Annotated in this window: 18 protein-coding genes; 12 read left to right on the top strand and 6 right to left on the bottom strand. The window is 60.9% G+C overall.

Annotated elements, in window-relative coordinates; all coding sequences use genetic code 11:
* Positions 1 to 13: 13 nt before the first annotated feature.
* Positions 14 to 1,090: a DUF748 domain-containing protein gene (locus FBY10_RS04665; RefSeq protein ID WP_145334857.1), complete on the bottom strand. Its 1,077-nt coding sequence runs from the start codon at positions 1,088 to 1,090 to the stop codon at positions 14 to 16.
* Between the two features lie 128 nt (positions 1,091 to 1,218).
* Here FBY10_RS04665 and cysK point away from each other — a divergent pair, with 128 nt between their 5' ends.
* Both cysK and FBY10_RS04675 read left to right on the top strand, forming a co-directional pair.
* Complete coding sequence (gene cysK, locus FBY10_RS04670; protein WP_108574007.1) at positions 1,219 to 2,193, top strand: cysteine synthase A; 975 nt, start codon at positions 1,219 to 1,221, stop codon at positions 2,191 to 2,193.
* Positions 2,194 to 2,320: 127 nt separating this feature from the next.
* Positions 2,321 to 3,259, top strand: a complete 939-nt coding sequence (locus FBY10_RS04675) for an aspartyl/asparaginyl beta-hydroxylase domain-containing protein (protein WP_131698929.1) — start codon at positions 2,321 to 2,323, stop codon at positions 3,257 to 3,259.
* An 81-nt stretch (positions 3,260 to 3,340) separates the two neighbouring features.
* Here FBY10_RS04675 and acnA read toward each other — a convergent pair whose 3' ends face one another.
* On the bottom strand, positions 3,341 to 6,082 hold the full coding sequence (gene acnA, locus FBY10_RS04680; protein ID WP_131698930.1) for an aconitate hydratase AcnA: 2,742 nt from the start codon (positions 6,080 to 6,082) through the stop codon (positions 3,341 to 3,343).
* A 196-nt stretch (positions 6,083 to 6,278) separates the two neighbouring features.
* Between acnA and rlmM the strand changes: the two genes are divergently transcribed.
* Together rlmM and tusA are read left to right on the top strand one after the other, a co-directional pair.
* On the top strand, positions 6,279 to 7,355 hold the full coding sequence (gene rlmM, locus FBY10_RS04685; RefSeq protein WP_046490414.1) for a 23S rRNA (cytidine(2498)-2'-O)-methyltransferase RlmM: 1,077 nt from the start codon (positions 6,279 to 6,281) through the stop codon (positions 7,353 to 7,355).
* Positions 7,356 to 7,382: 27 nt separating this feature from the next.
* Positions 7,383 to 7,634, top strand: coding sequence for a sulfurtransferase TusA (gene tusA, locus FBY10_RS04690; protein ID WP_131698931.1), 252 nt, complete (start codon positions 7,383 to 7,385; stop codon positions 7,632 to 7,634).
* Here tusA and FBY10_RS04695 read toward each other — a convergent pair.
* Positions 7,631 to 9,025, bottom strand: a complete 1,395-nt coding sequence (locus FBY10_RS04695) for an MATE family efflux transporter (protein WP_090407797.1) — start codon at positions 9,023 to 9,025, stop codon at positions 7,631 to 7,633. The two genes, tusA and FBY10_RS04695, sit on opposite strands and share 4 nt — an antisense overlap.
* Positions 9,026 to 9,194: 169 nt before the next feature.
* Between FBY10_RS04695 and pdxB the strand changes: the two genes are divergently transcribed.
* The gene (gene pdxB, locus FBY10_RS04700; protein WP_145334855.1) at positions 9,195 to 10,340 is read left to right on the top strand and encodes a 4-phosphoerythronate dehydrogenase PdxB; all 1,146 of its coding nucleotides are present in this window, start codon (positions 9,195 to 9,197) and stop codon (positions 10,338 to 10,340) included.
* 54 nt (positions 10,341 to 10,394) lie between these two features.
* Here the strand turns inward: pdxB and FBY10_RS31445 are convergent, their stop codons facing one another.
* Entirely contained in the window at positions 10,395 to 10,568 is a 174-nt protein-coding gene (locus FBY10_RS31445; RefSeq protein ID WP_053136589.1) for a PA1571 family protein, read from the bottom strand.
* 246 nt (positions 10,569 to 10,814) lie between these two features.
* Between FBY10_RS31445 and FBY10_RS04705 the strand changes: the two genes are divergently transcribed.
* On the top strand, positions 10,815 to 12,599 hold the full coding sequence (locus tag FBY10_RS04705; protein WP_178116715.1) for an ABC transporter transmembrane domain-containing protein: 1,785 nt from the start codon (positions 10,815 to 10,817) through the stop codon (positions 12,597 to 12,599).
* A gap of 65 nt (positions 12,600 to 12,664) precedes the next feature.
* On the opposite strand, the gene FBY10_RS04710 is transcribed toward FBY10_RS04705, so the two are convergent.
* On the bottom strand, positions 12,665 to 14,593 hold the full coding sequence (locus FBY10_RS04710; RefSeq protein ID WP_145334851.1) for a transglycosylase SLT domain-containing protein: 1,929 nt from the start codon (positions 14,591 to 14,593) through the stop codon (positions 12,665 to 12,667).
* Between the two features lie 213 nt (positions 14,594 to 14,806).
* Between FBY10_RS04710 and FBY10_RS04715 the strand changes: the two genes are divergently transcribed.
* The gene (locus FBY10_RS04715; RefSeq protein WP_131698935.1) at positions 14,807 to 16,726 is read left to right on the top strand and encodes an ATP-binding cassette domain-containing protein; all 1,920 of its coding nucleotides are present in this window, start codon (positions 14,807 to 14,809) and stop codon (positions 16,724 to 16,726) included.
* A 135-nt stretch (positions 16,727 to 16,861) separates the two neighbouring features.
* On the opposite strand, the gene FBY10_RS04720 is transcribed toward FBY10_RS04715, so the two are convergent.
* Positions 16,862 to 17,302 carry a universal stress protein gene (locus FBY10_RS04720; RefSeq protein WP_131698936.1) on the bottom strand — a complete coding sequence of 147 codons (441 nt, stop codon included), beginning with the start codon at positions 17,300 to 17,302 and terminating at the stop codon, positions 16,862 to 16,864.
* 105 nt (positions 17,303 to 17,407) lie between these two features.
* Here FBY10_RS04720 and FBY10_RS04725 point away from each other — a divergent pair, with 105 nt between their 5' ends.
* From FBY10_RS04725 to topA, 5 genes are all read left to right on the top strand, one after another.
* Entirely contained in the window at positions 17,408 to 17,845 is a 438-nt protein-coding gene (locus tag FBY10_RS04725; protein WP_131698937.1) for a hypothetical protein, read from the top strand.
* Between the two features lie 496 nt (positions 17,846 to 18,341).
* Entirely contained in the window at positions 18,342 to 20,489 is a 2,148-nt protein-coding gene (gene fadB / locus FBY10_RS04730) for a fatty acid oxidation complex subunit alpha FadB (protein WP_131698938.1), read from the top strand.
* Positions 20,490 to 20,518: 29 nt separating this feature from the next.
* Positions 20,519 to 21,694, top strand: a complete 1,176-nt coding sequence (fadA, locus tag FBY10_RS04735; RefSeq protein WP_026136849.1) for an acetyl-CoA C-acyltransferase FadA — start codon at positions 20,519 to 20,521, stop codon at positions 21,692 to 21,694.
* A gap of 97 nt (positions 21,695 to 21,791) precedes the next feature.
* Positions 21,792 to 22,028: a DUF1653 domain-containing protein gene (locus FBY10_RS04740; RefSeq protein ID WP_010212074.1), complete on the top strand. Its 237-nt coding sequence runs from the start codon at positions 21,792 to 21,794 to the stop codon at positions 22,026 to 22,028.
* Between the two features lie 114 nt (positions 22,029 to 22,142).
* Positions 22,143 to 24,764: a type I DNA topoisomerase gene (gene topA, locus FBY10_RS04745; RefSeq protein ID WP_145334849.1), complete on the top strand. Its 2,622-nt coding sequence runs from the start codon at positions 22,143 to 22,145 to the stop codon at positions 24,762 to 24,764.
* The last annotated feature ends 201 nt before the right edge of the window (positions 24,765 to 24,965 follow it).

The following is a 24,965-nucleotide window of genomic DNA, read 5'->3' on the forward strand; positions in this document are numbered from 1 at the left end:
GACCGGTCACGGCTCAATCCGCCGAGGGCTTGGGCTGTTCATAGCGCGCATTGAACGCCTGGATAAAACCATTGCGTAAAATCGCCAAAAATGCGGAGAACGCGCTGACATTTTGCTGGTGTACGCTGCCACTCAGCTCCACGCGGGTGGCGAACTGGTTCTTCGCCTGGTTCTTCAGCACGGTCTCGCTGGTGCCCACCACCGCCTCCCAGATCGAACGAAAGATGTTCTTGTCCTTGTTCTCCACGTCCTGTTGCCAGTCGAAGACCTCCACATCGCGCAGCAGCGGCTTGATGTAGCCGGTCAACTGGCCTTTTTCCGCCTGGGCTTCAATCACCACGTCCCCGGTGCCGGCCTTGAAGTCGAACTTGCCGTAGGCCGAGGCGAAGTCGTTCATGCGCTTGAGCTGCAAGTCCCTGGCGCGGAAGCGAAACTCGAAATTCTCGAAATTGCTCAGCGGGTCGAAAGTGGCGGTGGCTTCCAACGGGGCCTGGCCTTGCAGCAGGGCTTTGCCGTCGAAGCGCGCGTCGCGCCGGCCTTTGACGTCCACCACATTGGTCAGGTTGTAGAAGCTGGCGTTGACGTCGGTCGCGTCGATCTTCACCACAGGTTTGGAACTGAAGTTGTGGAAGGCGATCTTGCCGTCTTCGATGCGCACTTCGTCGAGGGTGATGGGAGCCAACTTACTCAACTGCTCGCGCCAGTCGGTACCCTTACCGGTCTGGGAGGCTTGCTTGTTGGCGCCGCCGTCGACGAAGTTCACTTCGGGCTCGATAAACAGCACTTTGGCCACTACCGCGTGGTCGTACCAGAGAGCGTGCCAGCTCACCGCCAGGTCGATCAGCGGCGCCTTGACGAACGGGACGGGGACCTTGCCGTCGACCTTGATGATTTCAAGGCCATTGATCCGGTACGCGCCACGCCACAGCGCAAGGTCCACGTCGGTCACCTGGCCGCGGTAATCGCCCATGTTCGCGAGCTTGTCATTCAGGTAGTTACGCACCAGATAGGGCAGCGCGATGCTCATGGCGACCAGGACCACCAGCAATCCGGCAATGGTCCATAGTGGCCAGCTGTAGCGACGTTTCATGGGGAGGGTCCTCTGTCCATATAGTGGGGTGGACCTCTGCGACAGGCCCAACGTTCCTTCGACTGGACGCTTTGCAGCACGAGGCATACCCTTGGAGCCTTTCTGAAAACCGCCTAATAGGACCCGCCATGAGCCGCATCTTTGCAGACAACGCGCACTCCATCGGTAACACGCCCCTGGTTCAGATCAACCGTATCGCACCGCGTGGCGTGACCATCCTGGCCAAGATCGAAGGACGTAATCCGGGCTACTCGGTGAAGTGCCGCATTGGCGCAAACATGATCTGGGACGCCGAAGGCACCGGCAAACTCAAGCCGGGCATGACCATCGTGGAACCGACTTCCGGCAATACCGGTATCGGCCTGGCCTTTGTCGCCGCTGCCCGTGGTTACAAGTTGCTGCTGACTATGCCGGCGTCCATGAGTATCGAACGCCGCAAGGTGCTCAAGGCCCTCGGCGCCGAGTTGGTACTGACCGAGCCGGCCAAAGGCATGAAGGGCGCCATCGACAAAGCGGGCGAGATCGTTGCCAGCGACCCGGCCACCTACTTTATGCCGGCCCAGTTCGAAAACCCGGCCAACCCGGCCATCCACGAAAAAACCACCGGCCCGGAAATCTGGAACGACACCGATGGCGCCGTGGACGTGCTGGTGGCGGGCGTCGGCACCGGTGGGACCATCACTGGAGTGTCGCGCTACATCAAGAACACGGCGGGCAAGCCGATCCTGTCGGTGGCTGTCGAGCCGATGGTGTCGCCGGTGATCACCCAGGCCCTGGCCGGTGCAGAGATCAAGCCCAGCCCCCACAAGATCCAGGGTATTGGCGCCGGGTTCGTGCCGAAAAACCTCGACCTGTCGATGGTCGACCGCGTGGAGCTGGTGACCGACGACGAGTCCAAGGCCATGGCCCTGCGCCTGATGCAGGAGGAGGGCATCCTGTGCGGTATCTCCTGCGGTGCCGCCATGGCCGTGGCCGTGCGCCTGGCCGAGAAACCGGAAATGCAGGGCAAGACCATCGTGGTGATCCTGCCGGACTCCGGTGAGCGCTACCTGTCGAGCATGCTGTTCAGCGATTTGTTTACCGAGCAAGAAAACCAGGCTTGATTTATGTCAGCCGGTCAGCCTGGGCCTTCTGCATAATGGCCCAACTGTTTATCATGGCCGGCTGTTACGTCTGGTCTCCCATCGCCGGGAGGCTGTTGGCCAGGCGCTTATTTCCAGGAGTTGCTGCATGACCTTTTCTTTGGCCGCCAAACTGTCGGTGCTGTTGCTGTTTATCGGCAGCACGCTGTATGTGCACTTGCGCGGCAAGGCCCGTTTGCCGATGTTGCGCCAGTTCGTCAACCATTCGGCGCTGTTCGCCCCCTATAACGCCTTGATGTACCTGTTTTCGGCGGTGCCGTCCAAGCCGTACCTGGACCGCAGCAAGTTTCCGGAACTGGACGTGCTCAAGGACAACTGGGAAGTGATCCGCGAAGAGGCCATGCACCTGTTCGACGAGGGTTATATCCGCGCCGCCGAAAAGAACAACGACGCCGGTTTTGGTTCGTTCTTCAAGAAGGGCTGGAAGCGTTTCTACCTCAAGTGGTACGACAAACCCCTGCCATCGGCCGAGGCGCTGTGCCCGAAAACCGTGGCGTTGGTGAGCAGCATCCCCAACGTCAAGGGCGCGATGTTCGCGCTGTTGCCGGGCGGCAGCCACCTCAACCCGCACCGTGACCCGTTTGCCGGTTCCCTGCGTTATCACCTGGGCTTGTCCACGCCGAACTCCGACGACTGCCGCATCTTTGTCGACGGCCAGGTGTATGCCTGGCGCGACGGTGACGACGTGATGTTCGACGAAACCTACGTGCACTGGGTGAAGAACGAAACCGAGCAGACCCGCGTGATCCTGTTCTGCGACATCGAACGCCCGCTGAGCAATCGCCTGATGACCCGCGTCAACCGCTGGGTCAGCAAGCAACTGGGCCGCGCCACCGCGCCGCAGAACCTCGACGACGAGCGCGTCGGCGGCATCAACCAGGCCTACGCCTGGAGCAAGACCTTCAGCGACAAGTTCAGCGGCGTGGTCAAGCAGTGGAAGCGCAAGCATCCGAAGGCTTACCGCATTGCGCGGCCGGTGCTGGCGGTAGTGGTGCTGGTGCTGTTGTGGAAGTGGTTGTTCGGCTGATCTGAAACGTTAAACGCGGTTAAAGTGTGGGAGGGGGCAAGCCCCCTCCCACATTAGATCTCCATTGCTTTTGAGACCGCCTTACGACGCGATCAACTGCCGCAGCACATAGTGCAAAATCCCCCCCGACTTGAAGTATTCCACTTCATTCAAGGTGTCGATCCGGCACAGCACGTCGACCTTCTCGCGGCTGCCATCCTCCCGGGTAATCACCAGCGTCAGGTTCATCCGCGGCACGATCTCTACCTCGGTCAGGCCGAGAATATCGATCTTCTCCTTACCCGTAAGCTTCAGCGCCTTGCGGTTCTGATCCAGCTTGAACTGCAGCGGCAGCACGCCCATGCCCACCAGGTTGGAACGGTGAATCCGCTCAAAGCTCTCGGCGATCACCGCCTTGACCCCCAGCAGGTTGGTGCCCTTGGCTGCCCAGTCGCGGCTGGAGCCGGTGCCGTACTCCTGACCGGCGATCACCACCAGCGGTGTGCCGCAGGCCTGGTACTTCATGGCGGCATCGTAGATCGGCATTTTCTCGCCGGTGGGGATGTACAGCGTATTGCCGCCTTCCTCGCCGCCGAGCATTTCATTGCGGATGCGGATGTTGGCAAAGGTGCCGCGCATCATCACTTCATGGTTGCCGCGGCGTGAGCCGTAGGAGTTGAAGTCACGCGGCTCCACGCCTTGCTCACGCAGGTAGCGGCCGGCAGGGCTGTCGGCCTTGATATTGCCGGCGGGGGAGATGTGGTCGGTGGTCACCGAGTCGCCCAGCAGCGCCAGTACGTTGGCGCCCTTGACGTCTTTGATCACCGGCAGGGGGCCGGCAATGTCATCGAAGAACGGCGGGTGCTGGATGTAGGTGGAGTCTTTCTGCCACACATAGGTCGCGGCCTGTGGCACTTCAATGGCTTGCCACTGTTCGTCGCCGGCGAACACTTCGGCGTATTCCTTGTGGAACATGCCGGTGCTGACTTGCGCTACTGCGTCGGCAATCTCCTGGCTGCTCGGCCAGATGTCCTTCAAATACACCGGATTACCCTGTTGATCGTTACCCAGCGGTTCGCTGCTGATATCGATGCGTACGGTCCCCGCCAAGGCGTAGGCCACTACCAGGGGCGGCGAGGCCAGCCAGTTGGTTTTCACCAGTGGGTGCACGCGGCCTTCGAAGTTGCGGTTGCCGGACAGCACCGAGGCCACGGCGAGGTCGGCCTTCTGGATGGCTTTTTCAATCGGCTCAGGCAACGGCCCGGAGTTGCCGATGCAGGTGGTGCAGCCATAACCCACCAAGTCGAAGCCAAGTTTGTCCAGATATTGGGTGAGGCCCGCGGCCTTGTAGTAGTCGGTGACCACTTTGGAGCCGGGCGCCAGGGAGGTTTTTACCCAGGGTTTGCGCGTGAGGCCTTTCTCCACGGCTTTTTTCGCCACCAGCCCGGCGGCCATCATCACGCTGGGGTTGGACGTGTTGGTGCAGGAGGTGATGGCGGCGATCACCACGGCGCCGTTTTTCAGGCGATAGGTCTGGCCTTCGTATTCATAGTCGGTTTCGCCCACCAGGTCGGCGTTGCCCACGGCCACACCGCCGCCGCCTTCACTTTCCAGGCGGCCTTCCTCTTTGTTGGTGGGCTTGAATTGCAGGTCGAGGAAGTCGCTGAACGCCTGGCCGACGTTGGGCAGGGACACTCGGTCCTGTGGACGTTTTGGCCCAGCGAGGCTGGCTTCGACGCTGCCCATGTCAAGGGCCAGGCTGTCGGTAAACACCGGCTCCTGGCCAGCGTTACGCCACAGGCCCTGGGCTTTGGTGTAGGCCTCGACCAGCTTCACGGTGGCAGCCGGGCGACCGGAGAGGCGCAGGTAGTCCAGGGTCACCTCATCCACCGGGAAAAAGCCGCAGGTGGCGCCGTATTCCGGGGCCATGTTGGCGATGGTCGCGCGGTCCGCCAGGGGCAGGTCCGCCAGGCCGTCGCCGTAGAACTCGACGAACTTACCCACCACGCCTTTCTTGCGCAGCATCTGGGTGACGGTCAGCACCAGGTCGGTGGCGGTAATGCCTTCCTTGAGCTTGCCGGTGAGCTTGAAGCCGATCACTTCCGGGATCAGCATCGACACCGGTTGGCCGAGCATCGCCGCTTCCGCTTCGATCCCGCCCACGCCCCAGCCGAGCACTCCGAGGCCGTTGATCATGGTGGTGTGGGAGTCGGTGCCCACCAGGGTGTCGGGGAAGGCGTAGGTGCGGCCGTCCTCGTCCTTGGTCCACACGGTGCGGCCCAGGTATTCGAGGTTGACCTGGTGGCAGATGCCGGTGCCCGGCGGTACCACGCTGAAGTTGTCGAAGGCACTCTGGCCCCAGCGCAGGAAGGCGTAGCGTTCGCCGTTGCGCTGCATTTCGATGTCGACGTTCTGCTCGAAGGCGTCGGCGTTGCCGAACTTGTCGACCATCACCGAGTGGTCGATCACCAGGTCCACGGGCGAGAGTGGGTTGATACGCTGCGGGTCGCCCCCGGCCTTGGCCACGGCGGCGCGCATGGCGGCCAGGTCGACCACGGCGGGTACGCCGGTAAAGTCCTGCATCAGGACGCGGGCGGGGCGGTACTGGATCTCGCGGTCGGACTGGCGCTCTTTGAGCCAGGCGGCAATGGCCTTGAGGTCGGCGCCGGTGACGGTCTTGTTGTCTTCCCAGCGCAGCAGGTTCTCCAGCAGCACCTTGAGGGACATCGGCAGCTTGTCCAGGTCACCCAGACTCTTGGCGGCCTCGGGCAGGCTGAAATAGTGGTAGGTCTTGTCGTCGATTTCTAAAGTTTTAAGGGTTCTCAGGCTATCAAGGGATGACATTACATGACTCCTTATGGTCCGCACGGCTACGGACCTGACGGGACGAACAGAGCTTTCAAACTAGCGCTGTTTTCAGTAGCTGGCTAATTACTGGACTCTATGGACAGAACCAAGGTTCCGAACTCGGCTATCATGCGCGCGTTTTCATGACAGGCATTGCGATAGCGCGACGTCAGTTGAGTCACCAGGAGAGTCGATGAACACCCTTTTTATGCACTGCCGCCCGGGTTTTGAGGGCGAAGTCTGTTCCGAGATCGCGGAACACGCCGCGCGCCTGAACGTTTCCGGCTACGCCAAGGCCAAGACCGGCAGCGCCTGCGCCGAATTTGTCTGCACCGAAGAAGACGGCGCCCAGCGCCTGATGCACGGCCAGCGCTTTGCCGAGCTGATCTTCCCGCGGCAGTGGGCGCGCGGGGTGTTTATCGACCTGCCGGAAACCGACCGTATCAGCGTGATCCTCGCCCACCTGCGTGAATTCCCGGTGTGCGGCAGCCTGTGGCTGGAGATGGTCGACACCAATGACGGCAAGGAACTCTCGAACTTCTGCAAGAAATTCGAAGTGCACCTGCGCAAAGCCTTGTTGAACGCCGGCAAGCTGGTGGACGACCCGAGCAAGCCGCGCCTGCTGCTGACCTTCAAAAGCGGCCGCGAAGTGTTCATGGGCCTGGCCGAGTCGAATAACTCGGCGATGTGGCCGATGGGCATCCCGCGCCTGAAATTCCCCCGGGACGCGCCCAGCCGCTCGACCCTGAAGCTGGAAGAGGCCTGGCACCACTTTATCCCCCGCGACCAATGGGACGAGCGCCTGCATGGCGACATGACCGGCGTCGATCTGGGTGCGGCCCCTGGTGGCTGGACCTGGCAACTGGTCAACCGTGGCATGCTGGTGACCGCCATCGACAACGGCCCCATGGCCGAAAGCCTGATGGACACCGGCCTGGTGCAGCACCTGATGGCCGACGGCTTTACCTTCGTGCCCAAGCAGCCGGTGGACTGGATGGTGTGCGACATCGTCGAAAAGCCGGCGCGCAATGCGGCGCTGCTTGAGACCTGGATCGGCGAAGGGTATTGCCGCGAGGCGGTGGTGAACCTGAAGTTGCCGATGAAACAGCGTTACGCCGAGGTCAAGCGCCTGCTGGAACGTATCGAGGACGGTTTCAAGGCGCGCGGCATTCGGGTGGAGATCGGCTGCAAACAGCTGTATCACGACCGTGAAGAAGTGACCTGCCACCTGCGTCGGCTGGTGGATGTGAAGAAAACCAAGGCCCGCTAAACTGAGCGCCGGTTTCAGGAGTAGACAATGAGCGATATTTTCCACACCGCCGTTGATGGCACCCTCGACGCAACGGGCCTCAACTGCCCTGAGCCGGTGATGATGCTGCACCAGCACATCCGCGACCTGCCGCCCGGCGGCTTGCTCAAGGTGATCGCGACCGACCCGTCAACGCGCCGCGATATTCCCAAGTTCTGCGTGTTCCTTGACCATGAACTGGTGGATCAGCAGGAGCAGGCCGGTACGTACTTGTACTGGATCCGCAAAAAGGCCGATTAACCCCGCGCCTTCTCCAGGCGAATGCGCCGGCGTGCACTGCGCGCCAGGCGCACCAGCAGCATCCCCGCCGCACAGCTCAACCCCACGATCAGCCCTTGCCACAAGCCGCTCGGCCCGCTGGGTTCGCCCAGCCAGTGAGTCAGCCCCAGGGCGTAACCCACCGGCAGCCCCACGCCCCAGTAGGCAAACAAGGTCAGCACCATGGTGACGCGGGTGTCCTGGTAGCCACGCAGGGCGCCGGCAGCGGTGACCTGAATCGAGTCACTGAACTGGAACAGCGCTGAAAACACGATCAGCGTCGATGCCAGGTGAATGACGATGGGGTCCGGGGTGTAGATCGCCGCAATCTGCTCGCGAAACACCAGCATCAGGCTGCAGGACAGGCAGGCGTACGCCAGCGCCGTGCCCATGCCGACCCCGGCGGCAAAACGTGCTTCCCGCGCCTCGCCTCGCCCCAGGGCCTGGCCGACGCGCACAGTGACGGCCATGCTCAGGGAGTAGGGGATCATGAACACCAATGAGCTGACGTTCAGCGCGATCTGGTGCCCCGACACAACCGTGGCGCCCAGGCTGCCGAGCAGCAGGGCGATGACGGCAAAGATGCTCGATTCGGCAAAGATCGCGATGCCAATCGGCAGGCCAATTCCCAATACGCGCTTGATTACCGACCACTGCGGCCAGTCGAAGCGCTTGAACAGTTCACTGCTCTGGTAGGCCGCCCCCCAGCGGGTCCAGGCGGCCATGCCGAGCATCATCACCCACATCGCAATCGCCGTGGCCCAGCCGCAGCCCACGCCGCCCATGGCCGGTAAGCCCAGGTGACCGTAGATGAATATGTAGTTCAGCGGGACATTCAGCGCCAACCCGCACAGTCCCATGGCCATGCTGGGCAGGGTGCGGCCCAGGCCGTCGCTGAAACAGCGCAGCACGTAATACAGGGCAACGGCCGGCATCCCTGCGGCGATGCCATGCAGGTAGCCCATGGTGGGGGCGATAAGCTCGGGTTCAACCTTCATGGCATGCAGGATCGGCTCGGCGCAGAGCAGCAGCAGCGAGCCGATGATGCCGACCACCACGGCCAGCCACAATGACTGACGCACCAACGGCCCGATTTCACCATAGTGGCCCGCACCGTAGCGTTGGGCGACTTTCGGCGTGGTGGCCAACAGCGTACCAGTCATCAGCAGGTACACCGGAATCCAGATCGAGTTGCCCAGGCCCACCGCCGCCAGGTCCTGGGGGCTGACGCGGCCGGCCATCACCGCATCGACAAAGCTCATGAAGGTGGTTGCCAGTTGGCCGATCATGATCGGCAGTGCGAGCGTCATCAGGCCACCCACTTCCCGGCTGATGCGGGCGGGGCGGGTAAGGGGGGCAGTGGCAGTGTTCACGTACGGGTGTCCAATAGAGAAGGGCGCAAGGCCGGCGGATTCTACGCCTTGACGTAATGGTCAGGAAAAAACCTGTGTTAGCGATTTGTAAGCGAGCTGTCGTGCCACCGCCCCTCCCACATTGAAGATCGCATCCCTGTACACTGCTGATCCGCCAAAGGAGCCTGCCATGCTGATTGTTGCCGACGAAAATATTCCGCTGCTCGATGAGTTCTTCCAAGGATTTGGCGAGATTCGCCGAGTGTCCGGCCGTTCCATCGACCGTGCCACCGTCGAACAGGCCGATGTACTGCTGGTGCGCTCGGTGACCAACGTCAACCGCGCCCTGCTGGACGGCACGAAGGTGCGTTTTGTCGGCACCTGCACCATCGGCACCGACCACCTCGACCTCGATTACTTCAAGCAGGCCGGTATCCAGTGGTCCAGCGCCCCCGGCTGCAATGCCCGTGGCGTGGTGGACTATGTGCTGGGCAGCCTGCAAACCCTGGCCGAGATCGAAGGCGCCGACCTCAATCAGCGTACCTATGGCGTCGTCGGCGCCGGTGAAGTGGGCGGGCGACTGATCGAAGTGCTCAAGGGCCTGGGCTGGAACGTGCTGGTCTGCGACCCGCCGCGACAGATCGCCGAAGACGGCGACTACGTCAGCCTTGAGCAGATCATCGAGCAATGCGATGTGATCAGCCTGCACACGCCGTTGACCAAGTCCGGCAATGGTTCCACCTGGCACCTGTTTGATCGCGAGCGGCTCAGCCGCCTCAAGCCCGGCACCTGGCTGATCAATGCCAGCCGTGGCCCGGTGGTCGACAACGCCGCCCTGCGCGACGTGCTGCTTGCGCGTGAAGACCTGCAAGCGGTGCTGGACGTGTGGGAAGGCGAGCCCGAGGTGGACGTCGACCTCGCCGACCTGTGTGTGTTGGCCACCCCGCACATTGCCGGTTATAGCCTTGACGGCAAGCAGCGCGGTACGGCGCAGATCTATCAGGCGTTCTGCGCGTACCTGGGCCAGGAGCAGAGCATTCAGTTGAGCGACTTGTTGCCGCAACCGTGGCTGGCCGAAGTGCATTTGAACGCATCGACCGACCCGGCCTGGGCACTCGCGACGTTGTGCCGCAGCGTGTACGACCCGCGCCGTGATGATGCGGATTTCCGCCGTAGCCTGGTGGGTACCGTCGAAGAACAACGCAAGGCGTTCGATTTGCTGCGCAAGCATTATCCGGAGCGTCGTGAAATCGATGGCTTGAAGGTGCGCATTGTGAATGGGGAGTCGGCGGTGTTGGCGAGCATCGTGTCCGCATTGGGCGCGGCAACCGTTTAAACACCGAATAAAAAACCCGGCCACCTGGGCCGGGTTTGAAAGAGCGTGGGCGCTTCAGCCTTGCTGGGCAGGCTTGACCAGTCGCTGTTCCAGCTCGCGGCACGCTTGCTGGATCATCTCTTCGGTAATCTGCACTTCGCGGCCCTGGGCGTCGATCACGGAGCAAGGCAACTGCTGTGGCTGGCGGATTACTTCAATTTTGGCATCGCTGCTATTTTGCAAGGTCATGGCCTGTCTCCTCATCAGGTTGTGTACCTACTGTATAACCCCCGAGTGACCGCGCTGTTACAACTCCTTACGAGATCACCAGTTCGAACATCCAGTCCACCAGAAACCGCTAAGGATTTCCAGCCGGGCGTTAGACCGATAGCCTCTAGGGGTCAGCATCGGTGGGCATAATTAACCTGACTCATTGTTATTCGCCCAAGTTCCCCCCATGTAAGCAGGCAGGTACCAACCCTTTCCGATCAGGTGATGCCCCTCATGTTCTCAGTCCGTCAACGCCGCGCGATTCGTCTGGCCAGTCGCTTTATCGCGCCCTATCGCTGGCAGGCACTGGGTGCCCTGATGGCGCTTATCGTCACCGCCGGCATCACCTTATCCATGGGCCAGGGCATTCGCCTGCTGGTGGACCAGGGCTTCATGACACAGTCGCCGCACCTGCTCAACCAATCCATCGGCCTGTTCATGGTGTTGGTGCTGGGCTTGGCCGTGGGCACGTTTGCGCGGTTTTACCTGGTGTCGTGGATCGGTGAGCGGGTGGTGGCGGACATTCGCCGGCAGGTCTTCAACCACCTGATCTACCTGCACCCGGGTTTCTACGAAAACAACCGCAGCTCGGAAATCCAATCACGGCTGACCACCGACACCACCTTGCTGCAATCGGTGATCGGCTCGTCGCTGTCGCTGTTCCTGCGTAATGCCTTGATGGTGATCGGCGGCATCGTGCTGTTGTTCATCACTAACCCCAAGCTCACCAGCATCGTGGTGGTGGCGCTGCCGTTGGTACTGGCGCCGATCCTGATCTTCGGTCGTCGTGTACGCAGCTTGTCGCGCCTGAGCCAGGACCGTATTGCCGATGTGGGCAGCTACGTGTCCGAGACCCTCGGCCAGATCAAGACCGTGCAGGCCTATAACCATCAGGTGCAGGACGAGCAGCGCTTTGCCGTGACCGTGGAAGAGGCGTTCTCCACCGCACGCAAACGCATCGCGCAGCGCGCCTGGTTGATCACCCTGGTGATCATGCTGGTGCTGGGTGCGGTGGGCGTGATGCTCTGGGTCGGCGGCATGGACGTGATCAGCGGGCGCATTTCCGGCGGCGAGCTGGCCGCATTTGTGTTCTACAGCCTGATCGTCGGCAGCGCCGTCGGTACCCTCAGCGAAGTCCTCGGTGAATTGCAACGTGCCGCCGGTGCGGCGGAGCGCATTGGTGAGCTGTTGCAGTCGAGCAACGAGATCCAGGCGCCGGCCACGGGCAAAGTGCAGTTGCCGGAGCGTGTCAGCGGTCGCATGGAGCTGCAGGACCTGCGCTTTTCCTACCCTTCACGGCCGGACAGCTATGCCATCGACGGCTTGAGCCTGACCATCAACGCCGGCGAAACCCTGGCGCTGGTGGGCCCGTCCGGTGCGGGCAAGTCGACGATTTTTGACCTGTTGCTGCGCTTCTACGATCCGCAGCAAGGCCGCATCCTGCTGGAAGGCCAGGCGTTGACCGATCTCGATCCCTTGGACCTGCGCCGCCACTTCGCCCTGGTGTCTCAGAGCCCGGCGCTGTTTTTCGGCAGCGTTGAGGAGAACATCCGCTACGGCAACCCGACGGCCACGCGCGAGCACGTCGAAGCCGCCGCCCGTATTGCCCACGCCCACGATTTCATCCTGCAAATGCCCGATGGCTATCAGACCCACCTCGGCGACGGCGGCATGGGCCTCTCCGGCGGCCAACGCCAACGCCTGGCGATTGCCCGCGCGTTGTTGGTAGACGCGCCGATCCTGCTGCTGGACGAAGCCACCAGCGCCCTGGATGCCCAGAGTGAACACCTGATCCAGCAAGCGTTGCCGCAGTTGATGCAAGGGCGCACCACGCTGGTCATCGCCCACCGTTTGGCGACCGTGAAGCATGCGGACCGGATTGCAGTAATGGACCAGGGCAAGCTGGTGGCGGTGGGGACGCACCAGCAGCTGATTGCGAGCAACCCGCTGTATGCGCGGTTGGCGGCGTTGCAGTTCAGTGATGGGGTTGAGGAAAGTCTCGAACACTGAATATCGGTGCCCATAAAAAATGCCCGCATCTCTCAATGCGGGCATTTTCATTTCTGCTTCAAACCTTATTGATCATCAAAGTACCGCTCATGCCAATCCACTAACGGCTGTGGCGAGTTGAGCTTCTGCCCGTAGATCACTGAATAAGACAGCACGTTCTGCACATACTGGCGGGTTTCGTCGAACGGGATGCTTTCCACCCATACGTCGAAACTCAGGTGGTCGGCGCCGCGCAGCCATTGGCGCACGCGGCCGGGGCCGGCGTTGTAGGCGGCGGAGGCGAGGACGCGGTTGCCGTTGAACTGGCTGTGCACCTGGCTCAGGTAAGCGGCGCCGAGCTGGATGTTTTTGTCCGGGTCCAGCACCTGGGCGGGGGAGGTCAGGGGGATGCTGAACTTGCGCGCGGTGTCCTTGGCGGTGCCGGGCATCAGTTGCATCAGGCCGCTGGCGCCGACGCCGGAGCGCGCGTCGTCCATGAAGGCACTTTCCTGGCGGGTGATGGCGAATACCCAGCTGGAATGCAGGCCACGGACCTTGGCTTCGCGCACCAGGGTGTCGCGGTGGGCCATCGGGAAGCGGATGTCCAGGTCATCCCAGTACTGCGCCTGGCTGATGGTGCGGATCGCCGGGAAGTACCACTTCATGTCGTAGGCCAGCTTGGCCTGGGCAACCATTTCGTCACGGTTGAAGTGGCGGCTGACGTAGTACCACTCGCGGCGGCCATCCACTATCTGACCACGGGCATAGAACTCAAGGGCACGGCGCACGCCGGGGGTGTTACGCACCTTGTTGATCAGTGCCTGGCTCATCACCAACGGCTTGTTGTTCAGCTGGTACGGCGCTTTGGAGCGGTCTGCTGCGAGGAAGCCGTAGAAGTCACGCTCCCGTGACAGGTTCTTGTACAGCACCAGGGCCTGCGGGTTTTTCGGCTCGGCCAGTTCCAGGCTGCGGGCCTGCCAGTAGCGCCAGCGGTTGGTGGTGGCCAAATCCTGCGGGAGTTTGCGCGTCAGTTGGTAGGCATCTTCCCAGCGGGCCAGGCGCAACAGCAGGCGCAGGCGCCATTCGGACACGGTGTTGTCGCGCAACTCGGGGTCGTACTTGGTCATCACCTCAAGCGCGCGCGGGTCGAAGCGCTTGGCCAGGGTCAGGCCGATTTCACGGGCAATTGCCACTTTTTCGTCACGGGAGAAGTGCATGCTGCTCGCGTAACCGTCGAGCAGGGCCATGGCCTTGTCCGGGTCCTGGCGTGCCAGGCGGCGCAGGCCCAGGCCAACCGCGTCAGACATCGCCTCCGTGGCCGGCAGGAAGCGCGACGGGTCGCTGAGCATGCCGGGCTTTTGCGCGACGTCCACCATCAGGCGGCCCTGGGTACCCAGGGTCGGCAGGGTTTTTACCAGGCTGTTGGCCAGCGCGTAGTTGCGTGCTTCAGCGGCGAGTTTGGCGCGGTCCCAGATTTTTTGTTCGGTGAGTTGGCCGTCGGCGGCCCACTGGCCGAAGGTGGCATCACAGGCGGTCGGCTGGGATTTACCGGTCATCCACAGTTTTTCGGTGGTTTTGTAGCCTTCAGCCTTCAAGTTGTGGGTCAGCTGGAACTGGCCATGCAGGCAGTCCAGCTCAACGAAATTGAGCTTGGGGTCGTAGTACTTTTCAAAGGTCTGCCAGTCGCCACGGTCGGCCAACCAGCGCAACCAACGCAGTTTCATCCAGTTGGCCTGGGGCAGGTCGCCGTTTTTGGCGAGGAATTGTTCGATTTCCTCGTTGCTGGCGGTCTTCAACCGGGCGGTCAGTTCGTCGTAGGCCAGGTAGGGCGTCAGCGGGTAGTCGGCCAGGGCCTGGCTGTATTGCATGTAGGGGCCCGTATCGCCCTTGGCCAGGGCGCGTTTGGCTTCATCGTAATATTGACGTTGGGTGGTGAGGTCCACGGCCTGGGCGGATTGAACGGCGGTGGCGGAAAGAAGCAGACAAGATAAAAAGTTGAAAAGGCGACTGCGCATGAGACGTCCGTGCAGAGAAATCACGACTAGCACCGGCACCGCCGACACTGATTGCCCCTAGCTTAGCCTTTTGCCAGCGGCCGGCGAAAGCTTTGCCAGTGGCTTCCTTCAAGTTCGCCGGAAATGTCCTACAGAACGTGTCGGTAGAGAAAATGCTGGCCGCATCCCCCCCTCAAGTCAGGTAGAATGCGCGCCCAGTTTTTGGAGAAGCGTATGACCCTGCTCAAATTCAGCGATGTGTCCCTTGCTTTCGGCGCTATGCCGTTGTTGGACAAGGTGTCCTGGCAGATCGCCCGTGGTGAGCGGGTGTGCATCATCGGTCGCAACGGCACCGGCAAGTCCAGCATGATGAAGCTGGTAAAAGGCGACCAGAAGCCCGATGACGGCTCCGTATGGCGCGCCCCGGGCCTCAAGATTGGCGAATTGCCGCAGGAATTGCCGGTGGCCGACGGACGGACCGTGTTCGACGTGGTTGCCGAAGGCCTGGACGGTGTCGGTGAGTTGCTTGCGCAATACCATCACCTGGCGCAGAACTGCGTCACCGAAGCGGACCTGGACAAGCTGATGCATGTCCAGCAGGACCTCGAAGCCCGTGACGGCTGGCGCCTGCAGCAACTGGTCGACAGCACCCTGAGCCGCCTGCAATTGCCGGCCGACAAGACCCTCGCCGAGTTGTCCGGCGGCTGGCGTCGTCGTGTGCTGCTGGCCCAGGCCCTGGTGTCCGAGCCGGATCTGCTGCTGCTCGACGAGCCGACCAACCACCTGGACATCGGCGCCATCGCCTGGCTGGAAGAAGCCCTCAAGGATTTCCAGGGCGCCGTGCTGTTCATCACGCACGACCGTTCCTTCCTGCAAAACCTCGCCACGCGCATCCTCGAACTGGACCGTGGTGGCCTGATCGACTGGAACGGCGACTACGCCAGCTTCCTGGTGCACAAGGAAGCTGCACTGTCCGCCGAAGAAACCGCCAACGCCCTGTTCGACAAGAAACTGGCCCAGGAAGAAGTCTGGATCCGCCAGGGCATCAAGGCGCGCCGCACCCGTAACGAAGGCCGCGTGCGTGCCCTCAAGGCCCTGCGCGTTGAGCGCAGCGAACGTCGCGAGCGCACCGGCAAGGCCAATATCCAGCTGGATACCGCCGATAAGTCGGGCAAGCAGGTCATGGTGCTCGAGAACGTCAGCTTCCATCACCCGGATGGCCCGTTCCTGATCAAGGACTTCTCGATGGTCCTGCAGCGCGGCGACCGTATCGGCCTGTTGGGCGCCAACGGTACCGGTAAGACCACCTTGCTCAAACTGATGCTCAATGGCCTGAAACCGACCAGCGGCACCGTGGAAGAGGGCACGCGCATCGACGTGGCCTACTTCGACCAGTTGCGCCATCAGTTGGACCTGGAAAAAACTGTGATCGATAACGTCGCCGAAGGCCGCGACTTTATCGACATCGACGGCCAGAGCCGCCACGTACTCAGCTACCTGGGCGACTTCCTGTTCAGCCCGCAGCGTGCGCGTACGCCAGTGAAAGCCTTGTCCGGTGGCGAGCGTGCGCGCCTGCTGCTGGCCAAGCTGTTCAGCAAGCCGGCCAACCTGCTGGTGCTCGACGAACCGACCAACGACCTCGATGTGGAAACCCTCGAGCTGCTGGAAGAGGTTCTGCTTACCTTCAACGGCACCGTGCTGATGGTCAGCCACGACCGGGCATTCCTCGACAACGTAGTCACCAGCACCCTGGTCTTCGAAGGTGAAGGCAAGGTGCGTGAATACGTCGGTGGTTACCAGGACTGGCTGCGCCAGGGCGGCTCGCCGCGCCTGTTGGGCGTGACAGAGAGCAAGTCCGGCAAGGCCGACCTGACCTCCGCTGTGGTGGCTCCGGTGGAAGCTGCTGCACCGGCCCAGGAAGCTGCACCGGCCGCCAAAAAGAAACTCAGCTACAAGCTGCAGCGTGAGCTGGAAGCCTTGCCGGGTGATATCGACGCCAAGGAACAGCAGATCGCAACGGTAGAAGCGGAAATGGCTGACGCGGGTTTCTACCTGCGTCCCGCGGCGGAAACCGCCAAGGTCATCGCCTCCCTGGAGACGTTGAACCAGGAGCTGGAAGTGCTGGTTGAGCGTTGGGCTGAGTTGGATGCCTGAGTGACTTTTGCGCAATAAAAAAGCCCGGCGCTCTTGTATGAGCGCCGGGCTTTTTCATATGAAATGCGCTTCAAATGTGGGAGGGGGCAAGCCGAATCGTCGCACCGCCCTTCCCACATTTGGTCTTCAGCGTCTTTAAGTATTTTTAACCAGTTTCACCGCCAACACATCGCACGGCGCACCGTGCAGCACATCATTGGCAGTAGAGCCCAGCAGCAACGCCAAACCGTGACGGCCATGGCTGCCGACCACAATCAGGTCGCAATGCTGTTCCTTGGCCAGGTGATGGATTTCCTGGCGGGGCTGGCCGTAGGTGAGGTGGGAATTTTCCTTGGTCACTTCGGGGTATTTGACGATCAAGCGGTCAAGGCGCTCCTTGGCCTGGTCGAACTGTTGTTGCTGCAATTGGGAAAGGTCCATGGGCACGTCGCCGCCAAAGGCCATGGCCATGGGCTCCACGATATGCACCAGGGACAGTTTCGCGCCACTGGCGACGGCGAAGGCGCGGGCGCGCTTGATCACTGGATCGCACTCTTCGGTCAGGTCTACGGCGACCAGAATATGTTCGTAGGACATGGGGCGTTCCTCCAGGGGACTGCAATAGATTCAGTATGGCTGCTTTCAAGCGGATAGGGTTGTGTCAGGTCAAATCCGCTCATCAGAAAAATCGGGAGTACACATATGACGGTCTGGATAGTGGTGTCAATCCTTGTCGTGGTTCTGAGCCCTCTGGCATGGCTGCGTCCATCGCGCCATCAGAGCGGGCGCATGGCCCTGCGCATGGAGGCACGCCGCATCGGCCTGGCCATGCAACTGGCGCCCCAGGAGTGGCCGCACTGGCTCAAGCAAGAGCCGCCGAGCCCGTGTGCGCAGTACTGTCGGCCTCGACGCGGCAGCACGCCGGCCGTTTGGAGTTACTGGCAACTGGAGCCGGGCGTGTGGGTCAATCAGTGGCGCGAAGTGTGTGTCGATGAGAAGTTGTTGCCGCATTTTGCAACGCTGCCGGCGAATGTCTACAAGGTCGAGGCTGACAAGCAAATGATCGCCCTTTACTGGGGCGAGAAGGGCGAGGCGAGCGACCTGCTGGCCATTGATAAATTGCTCAAGGCCCTGGCCTGATGCTTCGGTGTTAAACGCCAGGCAATAAAAAGCCCGAAAGCATCATCGGGCTGGAGTTGGCCAGGCAGGCCGGTAAATCTGTGTTTCCCGCGTCGGATGTTCATCCAGGCGCGTTAGGGTTGTCGCTAGCCTAGCGGCATATCCCGATCTGTACAGCGGTTTCCCCTATCTTTTTCATTATTGATTTCGTGAATAGTTGAATATTGACGAATCGCGGGCCTGGCCGTGGGGTTCTGAAATGACTGGAAAGTCGTGTTTTTCCTAGCGCTTTCGAGCGATTGACAATTGCTCGGAATTGGATGAAGGTGGCGTACCCAAATCAAACGGGCGTATGAATTGAGCGTTTGTCTGTCAGACCGCTCATACAGAACCCCGACTATCGCATTGGCGGGTGTGCCTGGCGGATTGGCCTGAGCATTGACGAAATTATCAATGTCCAAGCATAGGCCAGCGTCCAATGTGTACTGTTCAGCTTCCATATCGTGGAGATCAGTTGATGATTTACGAAGGTAAAGCCATCACGGTTAAGGCTCTTGAAAGTGGCATCGTCGAACTGAAGTTCGACCTCAAGGGTGAGTCCGTCAACAAGTTCAACCGTCTAACCCTGAACGAACTGCGTCAGGCCGTAGACACCATCAAGGCTGATGCATCGATCAAAGGCGTGATCGTCTCCAGCGGCAAGGACGTGTTCATCGTCGGCGCTGACATCACCGAATTCGTCGACAACTTCAAGCTGCCCGATGCCGAGCTGGTGGCTGGCAACCTCGAAGCCAACAAGATTTTCAGCGATTTCGAAGACCTCAACGTACCGACCGTTGCCGCGATCAATGGCATCGCGCTGGGCGGCGGCCTGGAAATGTGCCTGGCGGCGGACTTCCGCGTCATGGCGGCCACTGCCAAAATCGGTCTGCCTGAAGTCAAACTGGGCATCTACCCAGGCTTCGGCGGCACCGTGCGCCTGCCGCGCATCATTGGTGCCGACAACGCCATCGAGTGGATTGCCGCCGGTAAGGAAAACCGTGCTGATGACGCACTGAAAGTCGGTGCCGTCGACGCCGTGGTGGCTCCGGACAAACTGGCAGAAGCCGCGCTGAACCTGATCAAGGGCGCCATCAGCGGCGAATTTGACTACAAGGCCAAGCGTCAGCCGAAGCTGGAAAAACTCAAGCTCAACGCCATCGAACAAATGATGTCGTTCGAAACCGCCAAGGGTTTCGTGGCTGGCCAGGCCGGCCCGAACTACCCGGCGCCGGTTGAAGCGATCAAGACCATCCAGAAGGCCGCGAACTTCGGTCGCGACAAAGCCCTGGAAGTGGAAGCTGCGGGCTTCGTCAAACTGGCCAAGACCTCGGCGGCCCAGAGCCTGATCGGCCTGTTCCTGAACGACCAGGAACTGAAGAAAAAGGCCAAGGCCTACGACGAAATCGCCAAGGACGTGAAGCAGGCTGCCGTCCTCGGCGCCGGTATCATGGGCGGCGGTATTGCCTATCAGTCGGCGTCCAAAGGCACGCCGATCCTGATGAAGGACATCAACGAGCACGGGATCGAACAGGGCCTGGCCGAAGCCGCCAAGCTGCTGGTTGGCCGCGTTGATAAAGGTCGCATGACGGCTGCGAAGATGGCTGAAGTGCTTAACGGCATCCGTCCTACGCTGTCCTACGGCGATTTCGGCCATGTCGACCTGGTGGTCGAAGCGGTTGTCGAGAATCCGAAGGTCAAGCAGGCGGTACTGGCTGAAGTTGAAGGCCACGTTAAAGACGACACCATCCTGGCGTCTAACACCTCGACCATTTCCATTTCGCTGCTGGCCAAGGCCCTCAAGCGTCCGGAAAACTTCGTCGGCATGCACTTCTTCAACCCGGTGCACATGATGCCGCTGGTGGAAGTGATCCGTGGCGAGAAGTCCAGCGAGCTGGCGATTGCCACCACCGTTGCCTACGCCAAGAAAATGGGCAAGAACCCGATCGTGGTCAACGACTGCCCAGGCTTCCTGGTCAACCGCGTGCTGTTCCCGTACTTCGGCGGTTTCGCCAAGCTGGTGAGTGCCGGTGTGGACTTCGTGCGCATCGACAAGGTCATGGAAAAATTCGGCTGGCCAATGGGCCCGGCGTACCTGATGGACGTGGTCGGCATCGACACCGGCCACCACGGTCGTGACGTGATGGCTGAAGGCTTCCCGGACCGCATGAAAGACGACCGCCGCTCCGCGATCGACGCGCTCTACGAGGCCAAGCGCCTGGGCCAGAAGAACGGCAAAGGCTTCTACGCCTACGAGGCGGACAAGAAGGGCAAGCAGAAGAAAGTGGCCGACCCTTCGGTGCACGAAGTACTCGCGCCGGTCATCTACGAGCAGCGTGAGGTGTCCGACGAGGACATCATCAACTGGATGATGATCGCCCTGTGCCTGGAAACCGTGCGTTGCCTGGAAGACGGCATCGTTGAAACCGCCGCCGAAGCCGATATGGGCCTGGTGTACGGTATTGGTTTCCCTCCGTTCCGTGGTGGTGCACTGCGTTACATCGACTCGATCGGTGTGGCCGAGTTCGTTGCCCTGGCTGATCAATACGCTGATTTGGGCCCGCTGTACCACCCGACCGCGAAGCTGCGTGAAATGGCCAAAAACGGCCAGAGCTTCTTCGGTTAAGCGCCCAGACGACTAGAGCGAGAATATTTATGAGCTTGAATCCAAGAGACGTGGTGATTGTCGACTTCGGTCGCACACCGATGGGCCGCTCCAAGGGCGGCATGCACCGCAACACCCGTGCCGAAGACATGTCGGCGCACCTGATCAGCAAGCTGCTGGAACGCAACGTCAAGGTCGACCCGAACGAAGTCGAAGACGTGATCTGGGGCTGCGTCAACCAGACCCTGGAGCAGGGCTGGAACATCGCGCGCATGGCGTCGCTGATGACGCAGATCCCGCACACGGCTGCCGGCCAGACCGTCAGCCGCCTGTGTGGCTCGTCCATGAGCGCGCTGCACACCGCCGCCCAGGCGATCATGACCGGTAACGGTGACGTGTTCGTCGTCGGTGGCGTGGAGCACATGGGCCACGTCAGCATGATGCACGGTGTCGATCCGAACCCGCATATGTCGCTGTACGCGGCAAAAGCCTCGGGCATGATGGGCCTGACCGCGGAAATGCTCGGCAAGATGCATGGCATTACCCGTGAAGCCCAGGACGCGTTCGGCGTGCGTTCCCACCAGCTCGCCCACAAGGCGACCGTGGAAGGCAAGTTCAAGGATGAAATCATCCCGATGAACGGCTACGACGAGAACGGTTTCCTCAAGCTGTTCGACTACGACGAAACCATTCGTCCGGATACCACTCTGGAAAGCCTGGCGGCCCTCAAGCCTGCCTTCAATCCGAAGGGCGGCACCGTGACCGCCGGCACTTCGTCGCAAATCACCGATGGCGCTTCGTGCATGATCGTGATGTCGGCTCAGCGTGCCCAGGACCTGGGTATCCAGCCGCTGGCGGTGATTCGCTCGATGGCCGTGGCGGGTGTGGACCCGGCAATCATGGGCTATGGTCCAGTACCGGCGACACAAAAAGCCTTGAAGCGCGCAGGCCTGACTATCTCCGATATCGACTTCTTCGAGCTCAACGAAGCTTTCGCCGCACAGGCCCTGCCGGTGTTGAAAGATCTGAAAGTGCTCGACAAGATGAATGAGAAGGTTAACCTGCACGGCGGTGCGATTGCCCTGGGCCACCCATTTGGTTGCTCCGGTGCACGTATTTCCGGCACTTTGCTGAACGTGATGAAGCAAAATGGCGGTAACCTTGGGGTTGCAACCATGTGCATTGGTCTCGGCCAAGGCATTTCCACCGTCTTCGAACGCGTCTAAGCGTTGAGTTGACGGAAGCCGGGGCCCAGTGCCCCGGTTTTTGTTTTTTGGAATTTTTAATATTTTTTTTCAACAAATTTTGTAAGGGGGCCAGAGCATGAAAGTCGAACCAGGGCTCTACCAGCATTATAAAGGTCCGCAGTACCGCGTTTTCAGCGTGGCACGGCATTCCGAGACCGAAGAGGAAGTGGTGTTCTACCAAGCACTGTATGGCGATTACGGCTTTTGGGTGCGCCCCTTGAGCATGTTCCTGGAGACCGTCGAAGTTGACGGTGAGCAGGTCCCGCGCTTTGCTTTGGTCCAGGCCGAACCCAGCCTTTTTTCAGGGCAATAACGGCAGGTCGCGCAGAATGCTGCGCTTGACCTCACCTTGTTGCCACTATATATAGCGTTGCCGCGTCAGGCGCCAACTGCCTTTCACTTCTCGAATTCAGGAATTTTCCGATCCATGGGCAAATCGCTGGTCATTGTGGAATCCCCGGCTAAGGCCAAGACCATCAACAAGTACTTGGGCAACGAGTACGTGGTGAAGTCGAGTATCGGCCATATCCGAGACCTGCCCACCAGCGGTTCGGCTAGCGCCAGCAAGGAGCCTGCCGCCAAGCGCGGCAAGGCGGCTGCGGGCGAAGGTCCGGTGCTCACGCCTAAAGAGAAAGCGCGCAAGCAGCTGGTCTCGCGCATGGGTGTGGACCCGGATCATGGCTGGAAGGCCAAGTACGAAATCCTTCCGGGCAAGGAAAAGGTCATCGAAGAGCTGCGCCGGCTCGCCAAAGATGCCGACACCATCTATCTCGCAACGGACTTGGACCGCGAAGGGGAAGCCATTGCCTGGCACCTGCGGGAAGCCATCGGCGGTGATGACAGCCGCTACAAGCGTGTGGTGTTCAACGAAATCACCAAGAAAGCCATCCAGGAAGCCTTCTCCAAGCCGGGCGAGCTGGATATCGACCGTGTCAACGCCCAGCAGGCCCGCCGTTTCCTCGACCGCGTCGTGGGTTATATGGTCTCGCCGCTGCTGTGGGCCAAGATCGCCCGTGGCCTCTCCGCCGGCCGTGTGCAATCGGTAGCGGTCAAGCTGGTGGTGGAGCGTGAGCGTGAGATCCGTGCGTTCAACCCCGAGGAATACTGGGAAGTTCACGCCGACCTGGGCACTGCCAAGGGCGCCAACGTGCGCTTCGAAGTGGCCCGTGAGAAAGGCGAGGCGTTCAAGCCGCTTAACGAATCCCAGGCCATGGCCGCGCTGGAGAAGCTCAAGGCCTCCAGCTACAGCATCGTCAAGCGCGAAGACAAACCGACCAGCAGCAAGCCGTCGGCACCGTTCATCACGTCCACCCTGCAACAGGCCGCGAGCAACCGCCTGGGCTTCGGTGTGAAGAAAACCATGATGATGGCCCAGCGTCTGTACGAAGCCGGCTACATCACTTACATGCGTACCGACTCCACCAACCTGTCGCAAGACGCGGTGGCAATGGCGCGTACCTATATTGAAAGCGAATTCGGCAAGAAGTACCTGCCGGAGAAGCCGAACGTCTACAGCAGCAAAGAAGGCGCCCAGGAGGCTCACGAAGCGATTCGTCCTTCCGACGCCAACACCGAGCCAAGCAAGCTGAGTGGTATGGAACGCGACGCTGAGCGCCTCTACGAGCTGATCTGGCGCCAGTTCCTGGCTTGCCAGATGCTACCGGCGCAATACCTGTCCACCACTGTCAGCGTCGGCGCTGGCGACTTCGAGTTGCGCGCCAAGGGCCGTATCCTCAAGTTCGATGGCTACACCCGCGTGATGCCGCAGATCGCCAAGCCCGGCGACGACGATGTGCTGCCGGACATGGCCCAGGGCGACACGTTGAAGCTGATCAAGCTCGACCCGTCCCAGCACTTCACCAAGCCGCCGGCGCGTTATTCGGAAGCCAGCCTGGTGAAAGAGATGGAGAAACGCGGTATCGGTCGTCCTTCGACCTACGCGGCGATCATCTCCACCATTCAGGACCGTGGCTACGTCGCGCTGCACAACCGTCGTTTCTATTCGGAAAAGATGGGCGACATCGTCACCGAACGCTTGTCCGAGAGCTTCTCCAACCTGATGGACTACGGCTTTACCGCCGGTATGGAAGAGAACCTCGATGACGTGGCCCAGGGCGAGCGCGACTGGAAAAACGTGCTCGACGAGTTCTACGGCGACTTCAAGAAAAAACTCGAAGTGGCCGAAAGCCCTGAGAGCGGCATGCGTGCCAACCAGCCAGTGATGACCGACATCCCATGCCTGACCTGTGGCCGCCCGATGCAGATTCGTACTGCGTCCACTGGCGTGTTCCTCGGTTGCTCGGGCTACAGCCTGCCACCGAAAGAGCGCTGCAAGGCGACAGTCAACCTGGTGCCGGGCGATGAAATTGCGGCAGACGACGAGGGTGAGTCCGAGTCGCTGGTACTGCGTGGCAAGCACCGCTGCCCCATCTGCAGCACGGCGATGGACGCCTACCTGCTGGACGAGAAGCACAAGTTGCACATCTGCGGTAACAACCCGGATTGCGACGGCTACGAGATCGAAGAGGGCAGCTACCGCATCAAGGGCTACGAAGGCCCGAGCCTGGAATGCGACAAGTGCGGCAGCGAGATGCAGCTCAAGACCGGCCGCTTCGGCAAGTTCTTCGGTTGCACCAACCCGACCTGCAAGAACACGCGCAAACTGCTGAAAAGCGGTGACGCGGCCCCGCCCAAGATGGACCCGGTGAAGATGCCGGAACTCAAGTGCGAGAAGGTCAACGACACCTACATCCTGCGTGACGGTGCTTCGGGGTTGTTCCTGGCGGCCAGCCAGTTCCCGAAAAACCGCGAGACCCGAGCGCCGTTGGTGCTGGAGATCGTGCCGCACAAGGACGAGATCGATCCGAAGTACCACTTCCTGTGTGAAGCGCCAAAGAAGGACCCGGATGGTCGCCCAGCCGTGATCCGCTATAGCCGCAAGACCAAGGAGCAGTACGTGCAGACCGAAGTGGACGGCAAGCCTACCGGCTGGAAAGCGTTCTACGACGGTGGCAAGTGGAAGGTCGAGGACAAGCGCCAGGGGGCTTGATCCGTCGGAGGCGCTGAAGGTCCAGTGTGGGAGGGGGCTTGCCCCCGATAGCGGTATATCAGTCGACATGTGTATGACTGATGCTCCGCTATCGGGGGCAAGCCCCCTTCCACATTTGGATCTGTCTGGATCTGAAAGTCGAGTTTTGACCCGCATAAGCAGCGGTTTATTGCACTTGCAGTAGGCTCGGCTGATCCGTGA

Source organism: Pseudomonas sp. SJZ103 (genome assembly GCF_007828335.1).
Classification (GTDB): Bacteria; Pseudomonadota; Gammaproteobacteria; order Pseudomonadales; family Pseudomonadaceae; genus Aquipseudomonas.

What these genes read in the sequence shown, in the direction of transcription:
- FBY10_RS04665 (WP_145334857.1), bottom strand. Translation starts at nt 1,090, where the DNA reads ATGAAACGTCGCTACAGCTGGCCACTATGGACCATTGCCGGATTGCTG.
- cysK (WP_108574007.1), top strand. Translation starts at nt 1,219, where the DNA reads ATGAGCCGCATCTTTGCAGACAACGCGCACTCCATCGGTAACACGCCC.
- FBY10_RS04675 (WP_131698929.1), top strand. Translation starts at nt 2,321, where the DNA reads ATGACCTTTTCTTTGGCCGCCAAACTGTCGGTGCTGTTGCTGTTTATC.
- acnA (WP_131698930.1), bottom strand. Translation starts at nt 6,082, where the DNA reads ATGTCATCCCTTGATAGCCTGAGAACCCTTAAAACTTTAGAAATCGAC.
- rlmM (WP_046490414.1), top strand. Translation starts at nt 6,279, where the DNA reads ATGAACACCCTTTTTATGCACTGCCGCCCGGGTTTTGAGGGCGAAGTC.
- tusA (WP_131698931.1), top strand. Translation starts at nt 7,383, where the DNA reads ATGAGCGATATTTTCCACACCGCCGTTGATGGCACCCTCGACGCAACG.
- pdxB (WP_145334855.1), top strand. Translation starts at nt 9,195, where the DNA reads ATGCTGATTGTTGCCGACGAAAATATTCCGCTGCTCGATGAGTTCTTC.
- FBY10_RS31445 (WP_053136589.1), bottom strand. Translation starts at nt 10,568, where the DNA reads ATGACCTTGCAAAATAGCAGCGATGCCAAAATTGAAGTAATCCGCCAG.
- FBY10_RS04705 (WP_178116715.1), top strand. Translation starts at nt 10,815, where the DNA reads ATGCCCCTCATGTTCTCAGTCCGTCAACGCCGCGCGATTCGTCTGGCC.
- FBY10_RS04710 (WP_145334851.1), bottom strand. Translation starts at nt 14,593, where the DNA reads ATGCGCAGTCGCCTTTTCAACTTTTTATCTTGTCTGCTTCTTTCCGCC.
- FBY10_RS04715 (WP_131698935.1), top strand. Translation starts at nt 14,807, where the DNA reads ATGACCCTGCTCAAATTCAGCGATGTGTCCCTTGCTTTCGGCGCTATG.
- FBY10_RS04720 (WP_131698936.1), bottom strand. Translation starts at nt 17,302, where the DNA reads ATGTCCTACGAACATATTCTGGTCGCCGTAGACCTGACCGAAGAGTGC.
- FBY10_RS04725 (WP_131698937.1), top strand. Translation starts at nt 17,408, where the DNA reads ATGACGGTCTGGATAGTGGTGTCAATCCTTGTCGTGGTTCTGAGCCCT.
- fadB (WP_131698938.1), top strand. Translation starts at nt 18,342, where the DNA reads ATGATTTACGAAGGTAAAGCCATCACGGTTAAGGCTCTTGAAAGTGGC.
- fadA (WP_026136849.1), top strand. Translation starts at nt 20,519, where the DNA reads ATGAGCTTGAATCCAAGAGACGTGGTGATTGTCGACTTCGGTCGCACA.
- FBY10_RS04740 (WP_010212074.1), top strand. Translation starts at nt 21,792, where the DNA reads ATGAAAGTCGAACCAGGGCTCTACCAGCATTATAAAGGTCCGCAGTAC.
- topA (WP_145334849.1), top strand. Translation starts at nt 22,143, where the DNA reads ATGGGCAAATCGCTGGTCATTGTGGAATCCCCGGCTAAGGCCAAGACC.